This is a genomic window from Nocardioides sp. BP30 (assembly GCF_029873215.1).
Taxonomy (GTDB): domain Bacteria; phylum Actinomycetota; class Actinomycetes; order Propionibacteriales; family Nocardioidaceae; genus Nocardioides.
Window position 1 is genome coordinate 2,618,310 of the sequence record NZ_CP123620.1, and the last position, 20,880, is coordinate 2,639,189.

Consider the following 20,880-nt stretch of genomic DNA (forward strand, 5'->3'; position numbering starts at 1 on the left):
GAAAACCCTACTCAGCGGGGCCCGAGCCATGGTCCGACGAGCCCTACGTCAGCACCTGGAGCGCGCCGGGGATGCATTCGACGGTGAGCGGCACCTCGCCGAAGCGCTCCCCGTCGGCGTACGACGTGACGGGCGGGGTGATGGCGATGGTCACCGACCTGGCCCGGATCCGCTCGTAGGCCGGGTTGTGCACGTGCTGCCCGGTGTTGACCGTCGGGAAGAACCGGACGAGCGAGAGCCGCGACATCGGCTTGACGATCACCACGTCCAGCAGTCCGTCGTCGCAAGCGGCGCCGGCGCCGATACGCATGCCGCCACCGAAGTAGTCCGTGTTGGCGACCGAGACGAACATGGCGTCCAGGGTGCGCTCTCGGCCGTCGAGCGAGAGCGTGTAGCGCAGCGGCCGGAAGCGCGGCAGCTCCCGGGCCACCGCCACGGTGTAGCGCAGGTTGTTGCGCGGCCAGCGCAGCTCTCCCCCACGCTTGGCGACCAGTGCGTCGAAGCCGGTGGCCAGCACCGTCAGGTACCAGCTGTCGCCGGAGCGGGCGAGGTCGACGCCGCGTCGCCGGTTGCGGACGACCACGGCTGCGGCCGCCATCGGATCGTCCAGCGGGAGGCCGAACGCCCGGGCTGCGTCGTTGCCGGTGCCGGCCGGCACGATGCCGAGGGCGGTCCCCGATCCCGCAAGGGCCTGGACGGCGAGGTGGATCAGCCCGTCGCCCCCGCTGACCACGACCGTGTCCACGCCGTCGCCGACGGCACGCCTGACCAGCGCTAGCGACTCGGCCGCGTCATGACCGACGACGTCGGTCACCTCGGCGCCACCGGCACGCAGGTGCCGGATGACGAGGTCGCGGCCCTGGTGGCCGTCGCCGACGCCCGAGCGCGGGTTGGACAGGAACGCGATCCGGCGGGTCACGGGCCGGAGGCTACCGCGTGGACTATGGAAGGGGCGACGGGCTGTCCGGATCGAGGTCGGCGTACGGCCTGCTCGCGGCCTTGCGCCTATCGCTGACCCGGGCGATGACCTCGGAGATGCCGTAGAGGACGCACATCGGGATCGCCATCATGCACATGGTGAACGGGTCGGTCGACGGCGTCGCTGCCGCGGCGAAGACGAAGATGCCGAGGATGATCCACGGACGCGTGGCTCGGAGCACGCGCGCCGGGAGCACCCCCGCCTTGTTCAGCATCACGACGAAGACGGGGATCTCGAACGCCACTCCGAACATCAGCAACGTGTGGATGAAGAACGAGAGGTAGTCGTTGAACTCCACCAGGTTCAGCACACCCTGATGGTTGAAGCTGATCAGGATCTGCACGCCCTTGGGCAGCGTGAGATAGCCGATCAGCACGCCGACGATGAACAGCGGGCCGGCGATGGCGACGAAGATCGCCGTCCACCGCTTCTCACGAGGGAGCAGCGCCGGCAGGATGAACGCCCAGATCTGGTAGAGCCAGAACGGCGAGGTGCCGATGAGGGAAGCGAGCCCGGACAGCTTGAAGTAGAGCAGGAACCCCGCACCGACGCCTTCCGTGACGCCCTGGGTGCGGTGGCCCCCGAGTGCCCTCTGGGCATCGAGGTAGGGGTTGTAGACCAGGTCGAAGAGCCGGTTGTAGAAGATCAGCGCGACGCCGAAGCCGATCGCCAGGATGAGGGCGACCTTCAGGATGCGGGCGCGCAGTTCCCTCAGGTGATCGGAGAGTGCCATCTTCCCGTCGACGCCGACGGGATGAACGGGTCGGCCGCTGAGCAGGCCGACGACGCCCGACAGGGACAACGCGTTGTCCCGGGTCAGGCGTCAGGCTGCTGCAGGCGAGCGCGCTCGGCGTCCAGCTCGGCCTGGCGACGGTCCAGCTCGGCCTGGCGGGCGGCGACGGTCGGGTCGATCTGCTCGGCCGTCAGCGCGGGCTTGGCGTCCTTCTTCTCGTCCTCACGCAGGCCCTTGGTCTCTGCCTTGAAGATCCGCAACGCCTGGCCCGTGCCGCGCGCGAGGTCGGGCAGCTTGGCCGCACCGAACAGGAAGACGACAACGACCAGGATGATGAGCCATTCCCATCCACCGGGCATGTCGATCAGGGGGAGCATCGAAGGTCACCTCGTCGTGTGTCGTGTCGGACGCATTCCATCGTACGCGCCCCTCTTCAGGCGTCTTGATCGTAGAGCCGCAACGTGGCGCTCGCCGCATCGCGGAAGTCCTCGGCGACCTCTTCCGGAGCGATCACCGAGGCGTACGGCGCGAGGCGCAGCAGCAGCCGGCGCAGCCACCGGAGGTCGGCCACCTGCAGGTCGACCTGCAGACTCCCATCGGCCATCTGATGTGCATCTTGGGTCGGGTAGTACTCGGTGACCCAGCGCGCCGCCGGCTCCAGCCGCAGGGTGACGGTGAGCAGGTGCTCGCCCGGCGCGAACAGTCCTTCTGCCAGGCTGCGTGGTGCCTCGGGCGCCGAGGCGACGGGGGTGTCCAGGAGCGACGCGGCCCGGATCCGGTCGAGCCGGAACAGCCGCGGCGCCTCGGCGCTGTGGCAGTAGGCGTCGAGGTACTCCACGCCGCGGTAGGACACCACCCCGCGGGGATCCACCACCCGCTCGGACTCCTCGTCCCGGGTCGGCACGAAGTAGGACAGCCGGAGCTGGCGCTGCTCGGCGACCCCACGCTGCAGCAGCGCCTTGCGGGCGGCGTACTCCCGCTCGTCCGGCTCCACCGGGACCTCCACCGGCGCTGCCGCGTCGGCGGCGGCGTGCTCCAGCTTGGCGAGTGTCCGGTCGACCACCTCGGCGGCCTGCTCGGTCAGAGCGCCGCCGCGCAGTGCGCGCAGTGCGACGATGATCGCCGTGGCCTCGGTCTGGGAGAGCCGCAGCGGCCGCGCCAGGTAGTCGGCGTTGGCGACCCGGATCACGCGGTCACCGCCGGGTTCGACCAGCGCGTCCAGATCCACGTCGATGAGATCGTCGGGATAGCCGCCCGGGAGCCCGCACAGGAAGAGCACCCGCAGGTCCTTGACCAGCTGACGCTCCGAGACACCGAGGTCGCGGGCGGCCTCGTCCAGCCGCACCCCGCCGCGGGCGTGGAGGTAGGGCACCAGCGTCAGCAGCCGGGCGACCTGCTCCTTCGCGCCGGTCGCGGTCGCAGGTCCCGGTCGGCCTCCACTCGCCGGAGTGCTCACGAGACCCCTCCCAACCGCTCGATGACCGTACGCCGCAGAGCGGCCGGCTCCTCGACGTAGACGTCCGTGCCGTGCGCCAGGATCTCGTCAGCCAGGTCGGACGGCGGCTCGACCAGGTGCAGACGCTCCCAGCCGCCCCCGTCCGGCCCCCGCTCCCCCGGCGCCAGCGGCTCGACCCGCTCGGCCCGGCGGCGCAGCGCGTGCCCTGCGCCCACCCGGACGAGCAAGACAGCCGGTTCCTGGGCGCGCTCGGGCCGCAGGGTGGCCTTGGCGATCGCTCGCACGTCGATGCCCGCGGGCACCTGATAGACCCCCGGTTCACCCACCTTGCGCGCCTCACCCTCGACCCTGGACAGCCGGAAGACGCGGCGATCGGCCCTATCGACGTCGAAGCCCACGACGTACCACCGTCCGGAGAAGCGCACGACCCCCCACGGCTGGACGCGGCGCGAGGTGACGTCGGGACCGCCGGAGGTGCGGTAGTCGAAGCGCACCTCCGTCCGCTCCTGGACCGCCTCGAGGAAGACGTCGAACGACGGCTCCTCGGCGGCGAGGCGCGGCTCGACGAGATCCAGCGCAGCCACGTCCACGTCGGCACCCGCCGCCGTCAGCTTCCGGACGGCCTCGGTGGTCGCCTCGGCCAGCCGGGCGTGCTCCCACACCTTGGTGGCGAGGCCGATCACCGCCGCCTCGTCCGCGGTGAGCTCGATCGGCGGCAGTGCGAACTGGTCGGGGCTGACCCGATAGCCCGCCTCGTCCTCGAACAGCGGGTCGTGGCCTCCGGTCTCGATCGGCACGCCGAGGCTGCGCAGCTCCTCCTTGTCGCGCTCGAACATCCGCTCGAAGGCCTCGTCGGAGGAGTCGCGGTAGAGCAGCTCGCGGATCCGCTCCCGGCCGACGTAACCGCGTTGCACCAGGAGCATGATGAGCAGGTTCATCAGGCGCTCGGTCTTCGCCGCGGCCACGGGGCTCCCTTCGCTCGACGCACAGGCGAGATGAGCCTAGGGCATCGCCGAAGGCAGCGCCGCCGCTCGCGGGCTACTTCGCCTTGACGACGTCGATGACGAACCAGAGCGTCGAGTTCGCCGGGATGTTGGTCTGGGCGGTGGCGCCGTACGCGTCGGCGGGCGGGATCTGCAGGAGCACCCGGCTGCCGACCTTCACCCCGTCGAGACCGATCGCCCAGCCCTTGATGAGCTGGTCGAGTTGGGTGGAGAGCTTCTTGCCGGTGGAGTAGCTCTCGTCGAAGGGCTTGGTCGCCTTGTAGGTCTCACCGAGGTAGTTGACCGTCACGGTGTCGGACGCCTTCACCTTCGCGCCCTTGCCCTGCTTCAGGATCACCCGCTGGACCGGTGTCGTCAGGGAGGGCTTCTTGACGCCCTTCCAGTTCAGCCCGGAGACGACGCCCTTCTTCAGCACCACCGTGGGCTGGCTACCCGGCTTGGCGGTGTGGACCTTCGCGTCGGACGGCGTCGGCGAGGTCGGCGCCTTCTTCACCAGGTCGGCGACGACCACGACGCTGTCCTTGGCGCCGATGCCGAGCTGGCTGCCTGCCGTCGCCGAGCCGAGCAGGTCGGTCGCGTTCGTCACCGCCACGACGCGGGAGCCGTAGGTCTGCCCGGAGAACAGCTTGTCGAAGACCGTGCCCAGCTGGCCGTTGTTCGGCAGCGACTCGGCGGCTCCCTGCTGGTAGTCGCTGTAGGCCGTCTTCTTGGTGGTGCCGTCCCCGATCCACAGGTAGGCACTGACCGAGTCGTTGGCGGCGATCGTGTCGCCGGTGCCCTTCACGAGGGTCTTGACAGTGGTCGTGCTGGGCATCGCGATGGTCGACTTCCAGGTCGCCGTGACGCTCTTGCCGACGTCACCGGTGAAGGAGACGCCGGTGATGCCGGTGCTCGGGCCCGTGCTGGCACTCGCGCTCGCCGTCGACTTCGCGTCGTCCTTGTTGCTCCCACCACCGCATGCAGCCAGGGCCGGGACCAACAGGAGGGGGAGCAGCGCGGCGGCCGCGGGACGGTGGAGACGTCGAAGCACAGAAGAACCTTTGCTGGAGGAAGGGACGTGATCCACGGTAACCGGACACCCTGAACCCACCCTGAACCGCACCTGAGCTCGCCGCCGGAAGGCGACGGGCCCAGGTCCCGGCGAACACGTTCGCGTCGGCAGCGTCGGCAGCGTCGGCTCGCGTCAGTTCGCGGCGAGGACGTCCAGCACGAAGTACAGCGTGGAGTTGGCCGGGATGCCGCTCTGCGCGGTCGAGCCGTAGCCCAGCGACGGCGGGATCTGCAGGAACACCCGGCTACCGACGGGCACGCCGACCAGGCCCTCCTGCCAGCCCTTGACCAGCTGCGCCAGCGCGCTGGTGAACGGCGTCTTGGAGTAGCTCTCGTCGAACGGCGTCTTCGCGCCGTACACCATGCCGTAGTAGTTGGCGGTGATCGTGTCGCCGGCCTTGACCTTCTTGCCGGTGCCCTTGATCAGGATCGCCTGCTTGAGCTTGCCGCTCGCCTTGGGCTTGGGCACGCCCTTGAAGTTCATCCCGGTCGGTGCGCTGGTGGGGCCGCCCTTGAGCTCGAGCTTCGGCATCCAGCCCGGCGCCGCCTGGACCTTGCCCTTCGGTGCCTTCAGGGCAGGGGTGGCGGGGGCGCTGGCACTGGCCGAGGCGCTGGGCGAGGCGCTCGCGCTCGGCGTGGGTGTCGTCTTCTCCATCAGGTCCACGATCACCAGCAGGCTGTCCTGGGTGCCGATGCCGAGCTGCGCGTTGCCGGTGTCGCCGAGCAGCTTGTCCGAGGGCACGATGGCTGCGACCCGGTCGCCATAGTGCGAGCCCTGCAGGATCTTGCCCCACTCGGCGCTGAGGCTGCTGTCCCACGTCAGCGTCTCCGGGGAGCCGTTGGCGTAGTCGCTGTAGGACTGCAGCTTGGTGGTGCCGTCGCCGATCCAGATGTTGGCGCTGATGCTGTCGCCCTTGGCCACGGCCGGACCGGTGCCCTTGACCAGCGTCTTGACGGTGGTCGAGTGGGGGTAGGCGATCTCCTTGTTCCACTTCACCGTCGGTGCCTTGCCCTGGGAGCCGGAGATGGTGACGCCGGAGAAACCCTGGGTGGTGGCGTCGCCATAGCCGATCTTGGTGCTGCCGCAGGCGACGAGCGTAGGCAGGAGCAGGGCGGGTACGACGAGGGACGCGGAGCGACGCAGACGCACGGTGGGACCTTCGGGATCGGTGATCAGGGCGAGCACACCCTAGCCGACGGCGCCTCGTTGCCTACATGCCGTCGATGAGTCGCTGGACGCGGTCGTCGTACGCCCGGAACGGGTCCTTGCACAGCACCGTGCGCTGTGCCTGGTCGTTGAGCTTGAGGTGGACCCAGTCGACGGTGAAATCGCGGCGACGCTCCTGCGCCTTCTTGATGAACTCCCCCCGCAGCCGCGCGCGGGTGTTCTGCGGCGGCACCGACTTGGCCTCGAAGATCTTCAGGTCGTTGGTGACGCGGGCGACCGCGCCCTTCTTCTCCAGCAGGTAGTAGAGGCCGCGGTTGCGGTGGATGTCGTGGTAGGCCAGGTCCAGCTGGGCGATCCGCGGATGTCCCAGCGGCAGGCCGTGCTTGGCACGGTAGCGCTCCAGCAGCTTCCACTTGATCACCCAGTCGATCTCACGATCGACCAGGCTCAGGTCCTCCGACTCCACCGCCTTCAAGGCGCGCTCCCACAGGTCGAGGGCCCGCTCGATGGTCGGGGTGGAGATCTGCCGGCGGTCGACGAAGTCACGTGCCTTGGTGAGGTACTCCATCTGGATCTCCCAGGCGCTGGCCTCGCGGCCGTTGGCCAGCCGCACCTTGCGGCGACCGGTCATGTCGTGCGCTACCTCACGGATGGCCCGGATCGGGTTCTCCATGGTCAGGTCGCGCATCACCACGCCCTCCTCGATCATCCGCAGGACCAGGTCGCACGAGGCGATCTTGAGCATCGTGGTCGTCTCGGACATGTTGGAGTCGCCGACGATGACGTGCAGGCGGCGGTACTTCTCCGCATCCGCGTGCGGCTCGTCGCGCGTGTTGATGATGGGCCTGCTGCGGGTGGTCGCGCTCGAGACCCCCTCCCAGATGTGCTCGGCGCGCTGGCTGATGCTGTAGGTCGCACCACGCGGGGTCTGGGTGACCTTGCCCGCACCGACGATCAGCTGACGGGTGACGAGGAACGGGATCAGGACCTCGGCCAGCCGGCTGAACTCCCCGGCCCGGCTGACGAGGTAGTTCTCGTGGCAGCCGTAGGAGTTGCCCGCGGAGTCGGTGTTGTTCTTGAACAGGTAGATCTCGCCCGCGATGCCCTCGTCGTGCAGCCGCTGCTCGGCGTCGAGCAGCAGCCCCTCGAGAGTGCGCTCCCCCGCCTTGTCGTGGGTGACGACCTCGACCACGTCGTCGCACTCGGGGGTCGCGTACTCCGGGTGACTGCCCACGTCGAGATAGAGCCGAGCGCCGTTGCGGAGGAACACGTTGCTGCTGCGACCCCAGCTCACCACCTTGCGGAACAGGTAGCGCGCGACCTCATCCGGGCTCAGCCTTCGCTGGCCACGGAACGTGCACGTCACGCCGTACTCGTTCTCGATGCCGAAGATCCGCCGGTCCATGGTGAAACACTAGACCCGCGCCCTAGGGCGGGTACGCCGCGAACACGCCGGACGCAGGCCCGAGTCGACCCGGACGCAGGCCCGAGTCGACCCGGACGCAGGCCCGAGTCGACCCGGACGCAGGCCCGAGTCAGGAGAGCGGCGGGGCGACCGGGGGTTCGTTCGCGGCGGGAACCTCGCCGGGTGCGACGGCGGGGTCGGTGGCTGCTGGCGCGACAGCAGCGGCGGCCCGCTCCCCCAGCAGCGCCGTCAGACGCGACGGGCCGAGCCGGGAGAACTTGCGGGTCTGCGTCCGGGTGCGATCGAGCACGGCGACCTCGAGGTCCTCGACCGGGATCACCCGGTCGGAGCCGTCGTTGCCGTTGGCGCCCGGCGCGTGTCCCAGCGCGTCGACCGCCAGCCGGAGCGCCGACTCGAGCGCGGCGCCCTCCTGGTAGCGCTCCTTCAGGTAGCCCGCGACCACATCGGCGGCGCCGCCCATCACGGCGTAGCCGTGCTCGTCGGCGACCTGGCCGTCGTAGGTGAGGCGGTAGAGCTGGTCGGCCTGCGGCGCGTCGCCGATCTCGCCGACGAAGAGTTCGACCTCGTAGGGCTTCTCACCGCCGCTGGAGAAGATCGCACCCAGCGTCTGGGCGTAGGCGTTCGCCAGCCCACGCCCCGTCACGTCCCGCCGGTCGTAGGAGTAGCCCCGCATGTCGGCCAGCCGCACGCCGGCGATGCGCAGGTTCTCGAACTCGTTGTAGCGACCGACGGCGGCGAAGGCGATGCGGTCGTAGATCTCGCTGACCTTGTGCAGGGCGGCCGAGGGGTTCTCCGAGACGAACAGGAGGCCGTCGGCGTACTGGAGGCCGACCACCGAGCGCCCGCGCGAGATGCCCTTGCGGGCGAAGTCCGCGCGGTCCTTCATCAGCTGCTCAGGGCTGACGTAGCCCCCGAATCCCATGCTCATCGTGCACCACTCTCCAACGCGGCGACCGGGCCGTCAGGGCGCTGCATCCGCCCGCCGACCACGCGGTCGGCGACCGCTGCCACCTCGTCGTCGGGCAGACGACGACCGCCCTCGGCCGTGATGAGGTGGACGACCGGGAAGATCCGCCGGGTCAGGTCCGGCCCGCCGGTGGCGGAGTCGTCGTCCGCCGCGTCGTACAGGGCCTGCACGATCGCGGTGACGGCGCCGATCTCGTCGAGGTCGTCGCGGTAGAGCTTCTTGAGCGCTCCGCGCGCGAACATCGACCCCGAGCCGACGGAGTGGAAGGCGGTCTCCTCGTAGCGGCCGCCGGTGACGTCGTAGGAGAAGATGCGGCCGATCCCGGCCTCGTGGTCGAAGCCGGCGAACAGCGGTACGACGGCCAGGCCCTGCATGGCCATGCCCAGGTTCTGCCGGATGAGGGCGGCGAGCCGGTTGGCCTTGCCGTCCATGGAGAGGGTGATGCCCTCGATCTTCTCGTAGTGCTCGAGCTCGGTCTGGAACAGGCGCACCATCTCCACCGCGAGCCCGGCGGTCCCGGCGATGCCGACGCAGGAGAACTCGTCGGCCGGGAACACCTTCTGGATGTCGCGCTGCGCGATGACGTTGCCCATGGTGGCACGACGGTCGCCGGCCATCACCACGCCACCCGGGTAGGTCACCGCGACGATGGTGGTGCCGTGCGGTGCCAGCTCGCCGGCGTTGCCGGCGGGCATCGCCCGGCGTGCCGGCAGCAGGTCGGGAGCGGTGCTCGCCAGGAAGTCGGCGAAGGAGGAGGACCCCGGCGTCATGAACGACGCGGGGAGACGGGGGTGGGTCACTGGCCGCCCTTCTGGATGAACGACTTCACGAAGTCCTCGGCATTGGTCTCGAGCACGTCGTCGATCTCGTCGAGGATGTCGTCGATGTCGTTGTCGAGCGCTTCCTTGCGCTCGGCGACGTCGCTGGTCTCGGTGGCCTCGACGGCGTCCTCGTCGGCCTCGGACTTCCGCGGCTGCTTCTGTTCCTGTGCCATGTCCACCAACTTAGCGGGTCAGTGCATCGAACAGCTGCGTAGCCGTCTCGCAGGAGTCGATCAGCGCGCCGACGCTGCTGCGGGTGCCGCGCATCGGGTCGATCGTGGGGACCCGCTGCAGCGACTCGCGACCGGGGAGGTCGAAGATGACCGAGTCCCAGCTGGCGGCGGCGACGTTCTCGGAGTACTTCTCCAGGCAGCGACCACGGAAGTAGGCGCGGGTGTCCGTCGGCGGCTCGTGCATCGCCGCCTCGACGGCGGTGTCCTCGAGCAGCCGCTCGATCCGGCCGGCACGCACCAGCCGGTGGTAGAGCCCCTTCTCGGGACGGATGTCGGCGTACTGCAGGTCGATCAGGTGCAGCTTGGCGTCGTCCCATGCCAGACCGTCACGGTCGCGGTAGGACTGCAGGAGCTTGAGCTTGGCGACCCAGTCGAGCTCGGCCGCGCACAGCATCGGGTCGCGCTCCAACCGGTCGAGCACCGACTCCCAGCGCTCCAGGACGTCCTTGGTCTGGGGATCGGCGTCGGCGCCGTAACGGTCCTCGACGTACTTCTTGGCGAGGTCGAGGTACTCCAGCTGGAGCTGGACACCCGTCAGGCTGCGACCGTCCTTGAGCGTCACGGTGTGCTTGAGCGTCGGATCGTGGCTGACGGCGCGCAGCGCGGCGACCGGGCCGTCGACGGCGAGGTCGCGACTGATGAACCTGTCCTCGATCATCGCCAGCACCAGCGAGGTCGTGCCGATCTTCAGATACGTCGAGACCTCGGCGAGGTTGGCGTCGCCGATGATGACGTGCAGGCGACGGTACTTCTCCGGATCCGCGTGCGGCTCGTCCCTGGTGTTGATGATGGGACGCTTCAGCGTCGTCTCCAGGCCGACCTCGACCTCGAAGAAGTCGGCACGCTGGCTGAGCTGGAAGCCGTCCTTGCGACCGTCGTGGCCGCGGCCGTCCTGCCCGAGCCCGACGCGGCCCGCGCCGGCGAAGACCTGGCGGCTGACGAAGAACGGCGTGAGGTGCCTGACGATGTCGCCGAACGGCGTCGAACGCCGCATCAGGTAGTTCTCGTGGGCGCCGTAGGAGGCGCCCTTGTTGTCGGTGTTGTTCTTGTAGAGCGTGATCTGCGGGTTGCCGGGCAGACGCTGCGCGGCGCGGGTGGCGTCGAGCATGATCTGCTCCCCCGCCTTGTCCCAGCGGACGGCGTCCAGCGGCGTCGTCACCTCGGGGGTGGAGAACTCGGGATGCGCGTGGTCGACGTAGAGGCGCGCACCGTTGGTGAGGATCACGTTGGCCAGACCGAGGTCCTCGTCGGTGAGCTGACTGGGGTCGGCGACCTGCCGGCTCATGTCGAAGCCGCGCGCGTCGCGCAGCGGTGACTCCTCCTCGAAGTCCCACCGCGCGCGACGCGCCTTCAGCGTGGCCGAGGCGTAGGCGTTGACGACCTGCGACGAGGCGACCATCGGGTTGGCCAGCGGCTGCCCCGCGACCGAGATGCCGTACTCGATCTCGGTCCCCATCACCCGTCGAACACTCATGTGTCGAGCCTACGTGTCGGTCACTGGGCGGATCAGAGGTACTGACCCGTGGCGGCGACCTGCTCGATCGATCGACCCGGCTCGGAGCCCTGCTTGCCGGTGATGAGCGTACGGATGAAGACGATCCGCTCGCCCTTCTTGCCGGAGATCCGGGCCCAGTCGTCGGGGTTGGTGGTGTTGGGCAGGTCCTCGTTCTCCTTGAACTCGTCCACGCAGGCCTGGAGCAGGTGCGCCACCCGCAGGCCCTTCTGCGCCGGATCCGTGCCGGACTCGATGAACTGCTTGATCGCCATCTTCTTGGCCCGGTCGACGATGTTCTGGATCATCGCCCCGGAGTTGAAGTCCTTGAAGTAGAGGACCTCCTTGTCACCGTTGGCGTAGGTGACCTCCAGGAACCGGTTCTCCTCCGACTCGGTGTACATCCGGGTCACGGTGGCATCGATCATCGCCGAGGCGGTCGCGCCCCGGTCCCCGCCGAACTCGGCGAGGTCGTCGCTGTGCAGCGGCAGCGTGGCGGTGAGGTACTTGCTGAAGATGTCGCGCGCGGCCTGGGCGTCGGGTCGCTCGATCTTGATCTTCACGTCGAGCCGACCGGGTCGCAGGATGGCCGGGTCGATCATGTCCTCACGGTTGGAGGCCCCGATGACCAGCACGTTCTCCAGCGCCTCGACGCCGTCGATCTCGCTGAGCAGCTGCGGCACGATGGTGTTCTCCACGTCCGAGGAGACGCCGGTGCCACGGGTGCGGAACAGCGAGTCCATCTCGTCGAAGAACACGATCACGGGCGTGCCGGCCGAGGCCTTCTCGCGGGCACGCTGGAAGACCAGCCGGATGTGCCGCTCGGTCTCGCCGACGTACTTGTTGAGCAGCTCGGGGCCCTTGATGTTGAGGAAGTAGGACTTCCCCTCCGAGCCCGTCTTCGCGGCGACCTTCTTGGCCAGCGAGTTCGCCACGGCCTTGGCGATGAGCGTCTTGCCGCATCCCGGCGGCCCGTAGAGCAAGATGCCCTTGGGCGGCCGCAGCTCGTGCTCCTGGAACAGGTCCGGGTAGAGGTAGGGAAGCTCGACCGCGTCGGTGATCATCTCGATCTGGTCGCCCAGGCCGCCGATCGAGTCGTAGGAGATGTCGGGGACCTCCTCGAGCACCAGCTCCTCGACCTCGGACTTCGGCACCTTCTCGTAGACATAGCCGGAGCGCGACTCCAGCAGCAGCGCGTCACCGGCTCGGATGTGCTCTCCGAGCAGCGGCTCGGCGATCCGCACGACCCGCTCCTCGTCCGCGTTGGCGATCACGAGGGCGCGCTCGCCGTCGGCGAGCAGCTCCTTGAACATGACCACCTCGCCGATCTTCTCGAACGCGAGGGCGTCGACCACGTTGAGCGCCTCGTTGAGCATGACCTCCTGACCGCGCTGCAGGGAGGGCACGTCCACGTTCGGCGAGACCGTGACCCGCAGCTTGCGGCCACCGGTGAACACGTCGATCGTGTCGTCCTCGTTCGCGTTGAGGAACGTGCCGAAGCCGGCCGGTGGCTGGGCCAGCCGGTCGACCTCCTCCTTGAGCTTGAGGATCTGGTCGCGAGCATCGCGCAGCGTCGAGGCGAGGCGCTCGTTCTGCGCGGTGACGGCGGCGAGCGAGCGCTGGGTGTCGGCGAGTCGCGTCTCCGCGGCGCGCGAGCCGAAGGACTGGTCGCCGTACGCCTCGTAGCCGCGACCGTGCTGGGTGGGCTCCTCAGGACTGTGCCCGGAGCCGGTGAAACCGTCGGATGTCGACATCTGTCACACCTCCTAGGTCTAGGACCCTACCCGGGCGGTGCGACAAAGGAAGAGCAGATCCGGCCGGTTCGGCGAACGTGTTGATCACGAATAGGTTGCGGCCAGTTCACCCGCTGGTTGACCGGCCGGTTCACCGACCGGCTCGCCGGCCTGCTCCGACCCGCGATCAGTCCTGAGCCAGGTCCTCGGCCGCGTCCTCGGCCGGTACACCCGCGTCGAGAGTCGGCTCCGGGATGTCGGCCGGCCGCGGCCCGCGGTAGTCGGGTCCGTAGGCTCCCGGCGCAGGACGGCGCGTCTTGCGGGGCGGCTTGGCACCCGGCGCGAGCCGGCGGGCCGTGACCAGGAACGCGGTGTGCCCGATCATCTTGTGCCCGGGCCGTACGGCGAGGCCCTCGACGTGCCAGTCCCGGACCAGTGACTCCCACGCCTGCGGCTCGGTGAAGCCGCCGTGGGCGCGCAGCGTCTCCACGAACAGCGACATCTGGGTCGTCGTCGCGACGTACCCGCACAGGATCCCGCCGGGACGCAGCGCCTCCCCCGCTGCCTCGACGCACTCCCACGGGGCGAGCATGTCGAGGATGATCCGGTCGGCCTTCGTCCCCGACCGCGGCAGCTCCTCCTGCAGGTCGCCGAGGTTGAGCGACCAGGTGGGCGGCTCGGCGCCGAAGAACTGCGCGACGTTCTTGCGGGCGACGTCGGCGAACTCCTCGCGGCGCTCGAAGGAGGTGACCCGCCCGTGCGGCCCGACGGCGCGCAGCAGCGAGCAGGTGAGGGCGCCCGAGCCCACCCCAGCCTCGACGACGTGGGCGCCCGGGAAGATGTCGGCCATCGCCACGATCTGGGCGGCGTCCTTCGGGTAGACGACCGCCGCGCCGCGCGGCATCGAGACCACGAACTCCGAGAGCAGCGGCCGGAAGACGAGGTACTCGCCCCCGACCGAGGAGGTGATGGTGAAGCCCTCCTCGCGCCCGATCAGGTCGTCGTGGTCGAGGTGGCCCTTGTTGGAGAAGAACCGCTTCCCGGCGACGAGCTCGAAGTTGTGGCGGCGGCCCTTCGCGTCGGTCAGCCGGACCCACTCGCCCTCGCGCAGCACCCCGCGGTGGACCCCGGACCAGGCCTCGGCAGGGACGTCGGTGCTGGGATCGAGCGCTTCGGACATGGCCGGAAGGCTATCGGCCGCCCTGCCGGAAGGCCGCATCCACGTCGGCGGTCGCGAGCACGCCGAAGATGGAGCCGTCGTCCTCCAGGAGCAGGTACTCCGGCGACGGCGTCGCACCCAGCGCCCTGATGAGGTCCTCGCCGTGGATGGTGGCAGGAAGCGAGAGCCCGTCGGTCAACCCCCGCGCCACCGCCGAGGTCGGCAGCCACGGCCGTCGCTCGGGCGGCGTCGCCAGCAGGGCAGCCTCGTTGACCAGCCCGATCGGCGCACCTGTCGCCGTCACGGTCACGATCGCGCCGGCGTGGTCCTCCTGCGCCCGGCGTACGGCCTCGGCGAGCGGCAGGTCCGCAGGCACGGCGAGGGTACGGCGCGCCAGGTCGCGCGCGACCAGGCTCGGCAGCCGCTGCTGCAGGCGGGAGTGGCTCATCGACGCGCTCGCACCCGACCACAGGAACATGCCCAGGAGGAACGCCCACATCAGGTCGTAGAGCGAGAAGCGATGACCGGTGACGGCCTGAGCCACGAACGGCCAGGCGACCACGCAGACAGCCACGACCCGTCCGATCCAGCCGGCCACCAGGGTGCCGCGGTGCATGCTCCTGGTCGCACCCCACACCGCGGCGCGCATGACCCGGCCACCGTCGAGCGGCAGGCCCGGCACGAGGTTGAGCACGCCGACGAAGAGGTTCGCGCCGGCGAGGAACTGCACGGCGAAGAGCAGCAGGCCGTCGGGGCCGGCCCACCACAGCAACGCGCCGACGCCGGCGATCAGCAGCGAGGCGAGCGGGCCCACCACGGCGATCAGGAACTCGTCGCGTGGGCGCCGGGACTCCTCCTCGACCTGGGTCGCGCCGCCGAGGAAGTGGATGGTGATCGGCCCCACCGGGTAGCCGAGCCTGGTCGCGACGACTGCATGCGCCGCCTCGTGGACGAGCACGGCGCCGTAGAGCATGACCGCGAAGACGAAGCCCGCGAGGTACTTCAGCGCTCCCAGTCCCGGCTGCACATCCTCGATAACCGGGCTGATGATCACCACGATCAGCCCAGCGATCAGGAACCAGGACGGCGTGACCAGGACGTCGCTGCCGGCGATGCTCCCCAGCCTGACGACGCCGGGAGGGAGCTGACGCTGCGGCGGTCGCGGTCGATGATCGGCCACTACCCGAGCCTAGCGAACCGAGTCGGCCGCCGCGTAGCGGGATCCGGCGCCGGTGTCGCTACCGGGACTGTCGGCGCTCTCGCCTAAGGTCACATGCCATGAGCACCGCATCTCCCGCCGAGCTGGTGTCGACGCCGGTCGACGGCGTGGACGTGCTGGGCGCGCTCTCCCCGAGCAGGGCCTCGGACTTCATGACCTGTCCGCTGCTCTACCGGTTCCGCTCGGTGGACAGGCTGCCCGAGCCGCCGTCGCCCGACGCGGTGCGGGGCACCGTCGTGCACAAGATCCTCGAGGACCTCTTCGACCTGCCCGCCCCCGAGCGCACGCCGGCCACGGCGCTCGGCATGCTCCAGCCGGCATGGGAGGCCCTGCAGCGCGAGGAGCCCGAGCTCGCCGAGATGCTGCCGGAGGCCGAGCGCGAGCGCTGGCTGACCTCGTGCCGCACGGTGCTCGAGCGCTACTTCAGCGTCGAGGACCCGAGCCGGCTCGAGGCCACCGAGCGCGAGCTGTACGTCGAGACGCTGCTGGACTCCAAGCTGTTGCTGCGCGGCTTCATCGACCGCATCGAGGTCGCCCCCAACGGCGCCGTCCGGATCAGCGACTACAAGACCGGGCGTGCTCCGGGTCCGGGCTTCGAGGCCAAGGCGCTGTTCCAGATGAAGTTCTACGCCCTGGTCACGTGGCGGGTGCGCGGCGAGATCCCCGCCATGCTGCAGCTGCTCTACCTCGGCAGCGGCGAGGTGCTGCGCTACCAGCCCGACGAGGCCGATCTGCGAGCCACCGAGCGCAAGGTGGTCGCCATCTGGCAGGCCATCCGGTCGGCCGAGGTGTCGGGTGACTGGCGGCCCAGCCCGAGCAAGCTCTGCGGCTGGTGCGCCCACCAGGCGCTGTGTCCCTCCTTCGGGGGCACGCCGCCGCCCTTGCCGAGCCCGACCACGGAGGCCTGACTCGGCGCCTGCGGGTCAGGCCAGCTCGACCTCGATCTCCTCCAGGTCGTCCGCGGTGGGCGCCTCGCGTTCGCGCAGGGCGTCGGTGAGCAGGCGCACCAGGGCCTCGAGGCGGATGTCGACGGTCGAGACGGCGTCCTCGGTCGCGACGCCGTCGAGCGCCTGCGCGGCCAGGCCGGCCTTCTGGTCGATCAGCTCGGCGATGCGCGCGTCGAGCGTCTGGGCGGCGATCACGCGCCAGGCGGTGACCGGCTCGGTCTGTCCGATCCGGTGCACCCGGTCGATTGCCTGGGTCTGCTCGGCGTCGGTCCACGACAGCTCGGCCAGAACGACGTCGGAGGCGACCTGCAGGTTGACGCCCACGCCTGCTGCCGTCAGCGAGCAGACGATGATCGAGACGTCGGGGTCGTTGACGAAGGAGTCGATGGCCTTGGTGCGGGCGGTCGCCGACTGGTCGCCGCGGATCTCGGTGTAGGTGATGCCCCGCTTGTCGAACACCTCGCCCGCCGCGTCCATGACGTCGAGGTGCTTGGCGAAGAAGACGACCTTGCCCGCACTGCGGGCCAGTTGGGCGGCGTAGTCCGCGGCCAGCCCGGCCTTGGCGCGTCCGATCCGGCGCACCATCGCGAACACGTTGTCGCCGGCCGTCGAGTCATCGCCATCGGCGAGCTCCCAGCCAGCGACCCGGCGTACGAGCTCGTGATCGATGCCTGCGACCTCGTGGTGGCCGCCCGTCTTGACCCGGTGCTCGCGCCGGGCCGCGATCGCGGAGTCGTAGCGCTTGACCAGGCGCAGCGCCAGCTCCCGCTCCGCGGCGTGGATCGAACGGCTCTCGGCGTCGTCGAGCTCGACGGGAAGGTCGGCGATGCGGCGTGCCGGGATGTCGGCTGCCACATCGACCTTGCGGCGTCGCACGATGCCCATGTCCACAACCGCCTGGCGCGCCGCCGGGTAGAACCCGAAGTCGGCGGGCGTCATGCCGGTCTCCTCGAGCCTGGCCATCAGTCCCGGTCGCGGAGACCGCTCGCTGATCCAGCCGAGGAACTGCCAGATGGTCAGGAAGTCCTCGACGTCGTTGATCAGCGGCGTGCCGGTCAGGGCCATCATCAGCGGGTTCGCGACCCGGTGGCGGACCCGGTCGGCGATCTCCAGGACGTGTTGGGAGCGCTGGGACTTCTTGTTCTTGATGAAGTGCGCCTCGTCCACGATCATCCCGCGGAAGCCGTGCTCCCCGATCCATCCGACGTGGCGGTCGAGGATCTCGTAGTTCAGCACGATGATGTCGGCGAAGCCGTCGACGTCGTCGCCGTCACCGTGGACCACGCTCACGCTGCGGCCGGGCGTCCAGCGGGCGGCCTCGCGGGCCCAGTTGGTCTTGACCACGTTCGGCACCACGACGAGCAGCGGATAGGCGTCGGCGGCCTGCGCGGCGAGCAGCGACTGGGCGGTCTTGCCCAGGCCGGGCTCGTCGGCGAGCAGGAACGTCCGGTGGCCGTCCGCCACCGAGGCGATCAAGCGGGCCTGGTGGTCCATCAGCGACAGCCCCGGAGGCAGGACCGCGACGGGCCGCGCATCGGGGAGCGCCATGCAGGAGGAGACGCCGGGTGCGGGGTGCTCGAAGGAGTTCAGCAGTGGACCGATCAGATCCCAGCCGACGAGGCGGCGGGTCTCGACGCGCGCCGGGGCGGCGGAGAAGTCGGGGACCATGAACGGGGTCATCAGCTGGGCGCGGGCGACGGAGGCCGGGACGACCTGCCGCTCGGTCCGTACGACGGTGGTCTCGCGGCGTACCGGCTCCTCCGCCTCGGGACCCGGGTCCTGGCCGGCAGCGGAGAGCAGCTGGCGCCGCAGGTGGCGGGTGGCGTCGGTCTCGACCGCGTCCTCGCCGAGGAGGCCGAAGAGCGACGGCTCGCGCGCCGCGGTCTGGGCGAGGATGGTGGCGATGCCGTCGAGCCGCTTGAGCTCGGCGGCGCGGGTCTGCTCGGTCAGCTCGGGGTCGGCCTTGAGCCGCTGGCGCTCCTCGCGGACGAGCAGCGCCACGACCTGGAAGCGGGTCGGCTCGGGCCGACCCCGCTGCACGCCGATCTCGACCTCGCGCACGGCCTTGGCGAGGACCGGGATCAGACCACCCTCGTCACGCTGCCGCGAGCGCTGCCGCTGCGAGGTCCTCCCCCGCCCGGAAACGCGCCGACCCTCTGCCGCCACACCACGTCCTGTTCTGCCGCGCGGCTGCGCGGCCCATCGATCGCATCGGCCCCAGAGAAGAGCGCGTCGATGACGCCGCTCCGGGCCGGACCTCCCCATGATAACCGCTGGTGGGCAGCGCGGGGCGGCGGGGCGTGCCGGCGCGGCGGCGTCGAGGGATCGCCTCGCCGCTACTCCGTGCGCAGATCTGCGATCGGGTTCCCCCCCGGCGCTCCCCCGAACCGGGTCAGAGCCCTCGCGCAAGCGACGACGAGTGCGGTGAGGACTGCGACGACCAGGCCGAGCCATCCGGGTCCCGGCACGAGACCGCCGGCGACGTCGTGGACCGTCGCCGTCAGCAGGCCGATGCCCACGCCGGCGAGAGCGGCGACGTTGAGGCCTGCCCCGTAGGCCCCGGCGTGCACTCGACTCAGGGCAGCAGCGCAGGCAGGTCGGCCACGCCCACGCCGGCGAGCGTCGACCGGAACACGCGGCGTTCCCCCGGAGGCACCGGTACGTGGTTCTCGACCACCAGGACCGTGCAGCCGGCCGACTCCGCGGACCTGGTGCCGGTGCTGGAGTCCTCGATCGCCAGACACTGCGCCGGCGCGAGACCGAGGGCCGCGGCGGCGGTCTCGTACGGCTCGGGGTGCGGTTTGCCCCGGGTCACCTGATCACCTGTCACCACCACCGCGAACGTCTCGGCCGGGAGCTGGCTCAGGATCGGCGCGACGAAGCGCTGGTAGGACATGGTCACCAAGGCGCACGGAATCTGCTGCGCGCGCAGGTCTGCCAGCAGCTCGACGGCGCCGGGGCACCACGGCACGTGCTGCTGGATCCGCGCGACGACACCGTCGAGCAGCAGCTCTACGACCTCCTCGGGCGTGTGCGGCAGGCCCATCCGCTCCTTGATGTACCGGCCGGACTCGAGGAGGTCGTTGCCCACCAGGGCGAGCGCGTCCTCCTGGGACCAGGCGCCGCCGTACGTGCGGGCCAGCTCGTACTCGGTCTCGATCCAATAGGGCTCGGTGTCGACGAGGGTGCCGTCCATGTCCCACAGCACGGCCGCCGGCAGCCGGCCCTCCTTCGGGCTCCGACCTGCTGGCTCTCCAGGAAACGCGGTACTCAGAATGCCCTCCGAAGAACTCCATGCGCCGTGTCATGCGACATCTCACCCTAATTGGCCGGTTCCGAGCATTCGGCATCATCGCGGCGAACCAGGTGCATCCAGGTGCGGACAGGCTCCTCCAGCGGAGCAGGCCGCGCCCCGTCGACCACGCGATCAAGAACGGCACGATCCCGGCTGTCCGCGTCCGCAGGCGGGCGAGCGCCTCCGGTCACGCGGCGACCTCGCGCACTACGACGTGGCGAACGGCGATCTGACCCTGCTGGTCGCGGACATGATCCGCGGGGTCCCGCAGGCGACGGAGCGCAATAGATTCGCGGCTACGCATCGCGCTGGGTCGACGGTTGCGGCGGTAGCAACGGCACCCGGATTTGCCTCCAACGAGCGATCGACGCCATGGGACGCCTCCATCGTCGCAGGCGTGCTGCCCTCCCGATTATTCAGGTGCCAGATGGCGCGTGCTGACCCAGGGCTCGTCCAGGGCGAGGGTCGACCGCCGGCTCAGGTTCGCGGTCGCTGCACCGCACGTGCACCCGATCGGCGGCGCACAACCGGCCTGCGAGCGTGACCGCATCGACCAGCCGGGCCGGCCCGGAGGCGTAGACCTCGGCCCCGTCGGGCACGCGCGCCAGCACTGACCCGAGGTCTGGCCGACCGAGCTCGTCCTCCGGGACCAGCTCGAGCCGGCCGCATTCCAGGCTCCGGAGCTCGTCGATGAAGGGCATCGCACTCAGCGTCCGGCCGGCGTACACCAGGCGCCACGGCACCCGCTGCTCCGAGGCCCGAGCGGCCATCGCCAGGATCGGGGCGACCCCGAGTCCGTCGGCGACGAAAACGTACGAGAGTGCCGGTCTCATGGGGAACTGGTTGGCCACCTCGTGCGCCCGCAGTGTCCGCCCGATCAGGGCTGTGTCGTGCAACTCGCGCGCCACCGGGCCGTCGTTGCGGTCGACCATGATCCGATAGCTGCCGACCCCGCCCGGAGCACCGCAGAGCGCGAACCTGTGCTGCATCCCCGAAGGCAGCTCCAGGTCCACGTGCGCCCCGGGTGTCCAGGCCGGCAGCATGGTCGCGTCGAGGGAGACCAGCTCGACGGTGATGACGTCCTCGGCCACCCAGCGCATCGTCTCGATCCGCAGCTCCAGCGCGTCGCTGGACCGGGGACTGCTCAGCATGGTCTCGATCACGGTCGTCGCGCACTCCAGGTCGAGGTAGTCGACGC

The 20,880-nt window shown here is 70.1% G+C and carries 20 protein-coding genes; 1 reads left to right on the forward strand and 19 read right to left on the reverse strand.

The window, feature by feature from the left end; translation table 11 throughout:
* Positions 1-43 precede the first annotated feature (43 nt).
* The 15 genes from P5P86_RS12395 to P5P86_RS12465 all read right to left on the reverse strand — a co-directional run bounded on the left by P5P86_RS12395 (position 44) and on the right by P5P86_RS12465 (position 15,401).
* Positions 44-919, reverse strand: a complete 876-nt coding sequence (locus P5P86_RS12395) for a diacylglycerol/lipid kinase family protein (RefSeq protein WP_280607746.1) — start codon at positions 917-919, stop codon at positions 44-46.
* A 22-nt stretch (positions 920-941) separates the two neighbouring features.
* Positions 942-1,781: a twin-arginine translocase subunit TatC gene (tatC, locus tag P5P86_RS12400; RefSeq protein ID WP_280607747.1), complete on the reverse strand. Its 840-nt coding sequence runs from the start codon at positions 1,779-1,781 to the stop codon at positions 942-944.
* 14 nt (positions 1,782-1,795) lie between these two features.
* Positions 1,796-2,089, reverse strand: a complete 294-nt coding sequence (gene tatA, locus P5P86_RS12405; RefSeq protein ID WP_280607748.1) for a Sec-independent protein translocase subunit TatA — start codon at positions 2,087-2,089, stop codon at positions 1,796-1,798.
* A 56-nt stretch (positions 2,090-2,145) separates the two neighbouring features.
* Positions 2,146-3,168, reverse strand: coding sequence for a helix-turn-helix transcriptional regulator (locus P5P86_RS12410; protein WP_280607749.1), 1,023 nt, complete (start codon positions 3,166-3,168; stop codon positions 2,146-2,148).
* On the reverse strand, positions 3,165-4,133 hold the full coding sequence (locus P5P86_RS12415) for a helix-turn-helix transcriptional regulator (RefSeq protein WP_280607750.1): 969 nt from the start codon (positions 4,131-4,133) through the stop codon (positions 3,165-3,167). Before P5P86_RS12415 ends, P5P86_RS12410 begins: the two co-directional genes overlap by 4 nt.
* Positions 4,134-4,206: 73 nt before the next feature.
* Complete coding sequence (locus P5P86_RS12420) at positions 4,207-5,202, reverse strand: FKBP-type peptidyl-prolyl cis-trans isomerase (RefSeq protein WP_280607751.1); 996 nt, start codon at positions 5,200-5,202, stop codon at positions 4,207-4,209.
* Between the two features lie 153 nt (positions 5,203-5,355).
* Positions 5,356-6,372, reverse strand: coding sequence for an FKBP-type peptidyl-prolyl cis-trans isomerase (locus P5P86_RS12425; RefSeq protein WP_280607752.1), 1,017 nt, complete (start codon positions 6,370-6,372; stop codon positions 5,356-5,358).
* A 61-nt stretch (positions 6,373-6,433) separates the two neighbouring features.
* Positions 6,434-7,795, reverse strand: coding sequence for a Pup--protein ligase (gene pafA, locus P5P86_RS12430; RefSeq protein WP_280607753.1), 1,362 nt, complete (start codon positions 7,793-7,795; stop codon positions 6,434-6,436).
* A gap of 130 nt (positions 7,796-7,925) precedes the next feature.
* Positions 7,926-8,744, reverse strand: a complete 819-nt coding sequence (gene prcA, locus P5P86_RS12435; RefSeq protein WP_280607754.1) for a proteasome subunit alpha — start codon at positions 8,742-8,744, stop codon at positions 7,926-7,928.
* On the reverse strand, positions 8,741-9,583 hold the full coding sequence (prcB, locus tag P5P86_RS12440; RefSeq protein ID WP_280607755.1) for a proteasome subunit beta: 843 nt from the start codon (positions 9,581-9,583) through the stop codon (positions 8,741-8,743). Before prcB ends, prcA begins: the two co-directional genes overlap by 4 nt.
* The gene (locus P5P86_RS12445) at positions 9,580-9,777 is read right to left on the reverse strand and encodes a ubiquitin-like protein Pup (protein WP_280607756.1); all 198 of its coding nucleotides are present in this window, start codon (positions 9,775-9,777) and stop codon (positions 9,580-9,582) included. Before P5P86_RS12445 ends, prcB begins: the two co-directional genes overlap by 4 nt.
* Before the next feature lie 10 nt (positions 9,778-9,787).
* Positions 9,788-11,311, reverse strand: a complete 1,524-nt coding sequence (gene dop / locus P5P86_RS12450; RefSeq protein ID WP_280607757.1) for a depupylase/deamidase Dop — start codon at positions 11,309-11,311, stop codon at positions 9,788-9,790.
* Positions 11,312-11,343: 32 nt separating this feature from the next.
* Positions 11,344-13,083 (reverse strand): proteasome ATPase, encoded by a 1,740-nt coding sequence (gene arc / locus P5P86_RS12455; protein ID WP_280607758.1) that lies wholly within the window; start codon positions 13,081-13,083, stop codon positions 11,344-11,346.
* A 166-nt stretch (positions 13,084-13,249) separates the two neighbouring features.
* Positions 13,250-14,242: a tRNA (adenine-N1)-methyltransferase gene (locus P5P86_RS12460; RefSeq protein ID WP_280607759.1), complete on the reverse strand. Its 993-nt coding sequence runs from the start codon at positions 14,240-14,242 to the stop codon at positions 13,250-13,252.
* A 10-nt stretch (positions 14,243-14,252) separates the two neighbouring features.
* The gene (locus P5P86_RS12465) at positions 14,253-15,401 is read right to left on the reverse strand and encodes a site-2 protease family protein (RefSeq protein ID WP_280607760.1); all 1,149 of its coding nucleotides are present in this window, start codon (positions 15,399-15,401) and stop codon (positions 14,253-14,255) included.
* A gap of 98 nt (positions 15,402-15,499) precedes the next feature.
* On the opposite strand from P5P86_RS12465, the gene P5P86_RS12470 reads away from it, so the two are divergent.
* Positions 15,500-16,348: a RecB family exonuclease gene (locus P5P86_RS12470; RefSeq protein ID WP_280607761.1), complete on the forward strand. Its 849-nt coding sequence runs from the start codon at positions 15,500-15,502 to the stop codon at positions 16,346-16,348.
* 15 nt (positions 16,349-16,363) lie between these two features.
* Here P5P86_RS12470 and P5P86_RS12475 read toward each other — a convergent pair whose 3' ends face one another.
* From P5P86_RS12475 to P5P86_RS12490, 4 genes are all read right to left on the reverse strand, one after another.
* On the reverse strand, positions 16,364-18,553 hold the full coding sequence (locus tag P5P86_RS12475) for a DEAD/DEAH box helicase (protein WP_280607762.1): 2,190 nt from the start codon (positions 18,551-18,553) through the stop codon (positions 16,364-16,366).
* A 170-nt stretch (positions 18,554-18,723) separates the two neighbouring features.
* Positions 18,724-18,957, reverse strand: coding sequence for a hypothetical protein (locus tag P5P86_RS12480; RefSeq protein ID WP_280607763.1), 234 nt, complete (start codon positions 18,955-18,957; stop codon positions 18,724-18,726).
* Positions 18,958-18,962: 5 nt separating this feature from the next.
* Complete coding sequence (locus tag P5P86_RS12485; protein WP_280607764.1) at positions 18,963-19,583, reverse strand: HAD family hydrolase; 621 nt, start codon at positions 19,581-19,583, stop codon at positions 18,963-18,965.
* 515 nt (positions 19,584-20,098) lie between these two features.
* On the reverse strand, positions 20,099-20,833 hold the full coding sequence (locus P5P86_RS12490; RefSeq protein ID WP_280607765.1) for a ferredoxin reductase: 735 nt from the start codon (positions 20,831-20,833) through the stop codon (positions 20,099-20,101).
* Positions 20,834-20,880: the final 47 nt, after the last annotated feature.

Bases quoted from the DNA above. Each gene is read 5' to 3' on its own strand.
- tatA (WP_280607748.1), bottom strand. From the start codon at position 2,089: ATGCTCCCCCTGATCGACATGCCCGGTGGATGGGAATGGCTCATCATC.
- pafA (WP_280607753.1), bottom strand. From the start codon at position 7,795: ATGGACCGGCGGATCTTCGGCATCGAGAACGAGTACGGCGTGACGTGC.
- prcA (WP_280607754.1), bottom strand. From the start codon at position 8,744: ATGAGCATGGGATTCGGGGGCTACGTCAGCCCTGAGCAGCTGATGAAG.
- P5P86_RS12445 (WP_280607756.1), bottom strand. From the start codon at position 9,777: ATGGCACAGGAACAGAAGCAGCCGCGGAAGTCCGAGGCCGACGAGGAC.
- dop (WP_280607757.1), bottom strand. From the start codon at position 11,311: ATGAGTGTTCGACGGGTGATGGGGACCGAGATCGAGTACGGCATCTCG.
- arc (WP_280607758.1), bottom strand. From the start codon at position 13,083: ATGTCGACATCCGACGGTTTCACCGGCTCCGGGCACAGTCCTGAGGAG.
- P5P86_RS12460 (WP_280607759.1), bottom strand. From the start codon at position 14,242: ATGTCCGAAGCGCTCGATCCCAGCACCGACGTCCCTGCCGAGGCCTGG.
- P5P86_RS12470 (WP_280607761.1), top strand. From the start codon at position 15,500: ATGAGCACCGCATCTCCCGCCGAGCTGGTGTCGACGCCGGTCGACGGC.
- P5P86_RS12485 (WP_280607764.1), bottom strand. From the start codon at position 19,583: ATGGACGGCACCCTCGTCGACACCGAGCCCTATTGGATCGAGACCGAG.
- P5P86_RS12490 (WP_280607765.1), bottom strand. From the start codon at position 20,833: ATGCTGAGCAGTCCCCGGTCCAGCGACGCGCTGGAGCTGCGGATCGAG.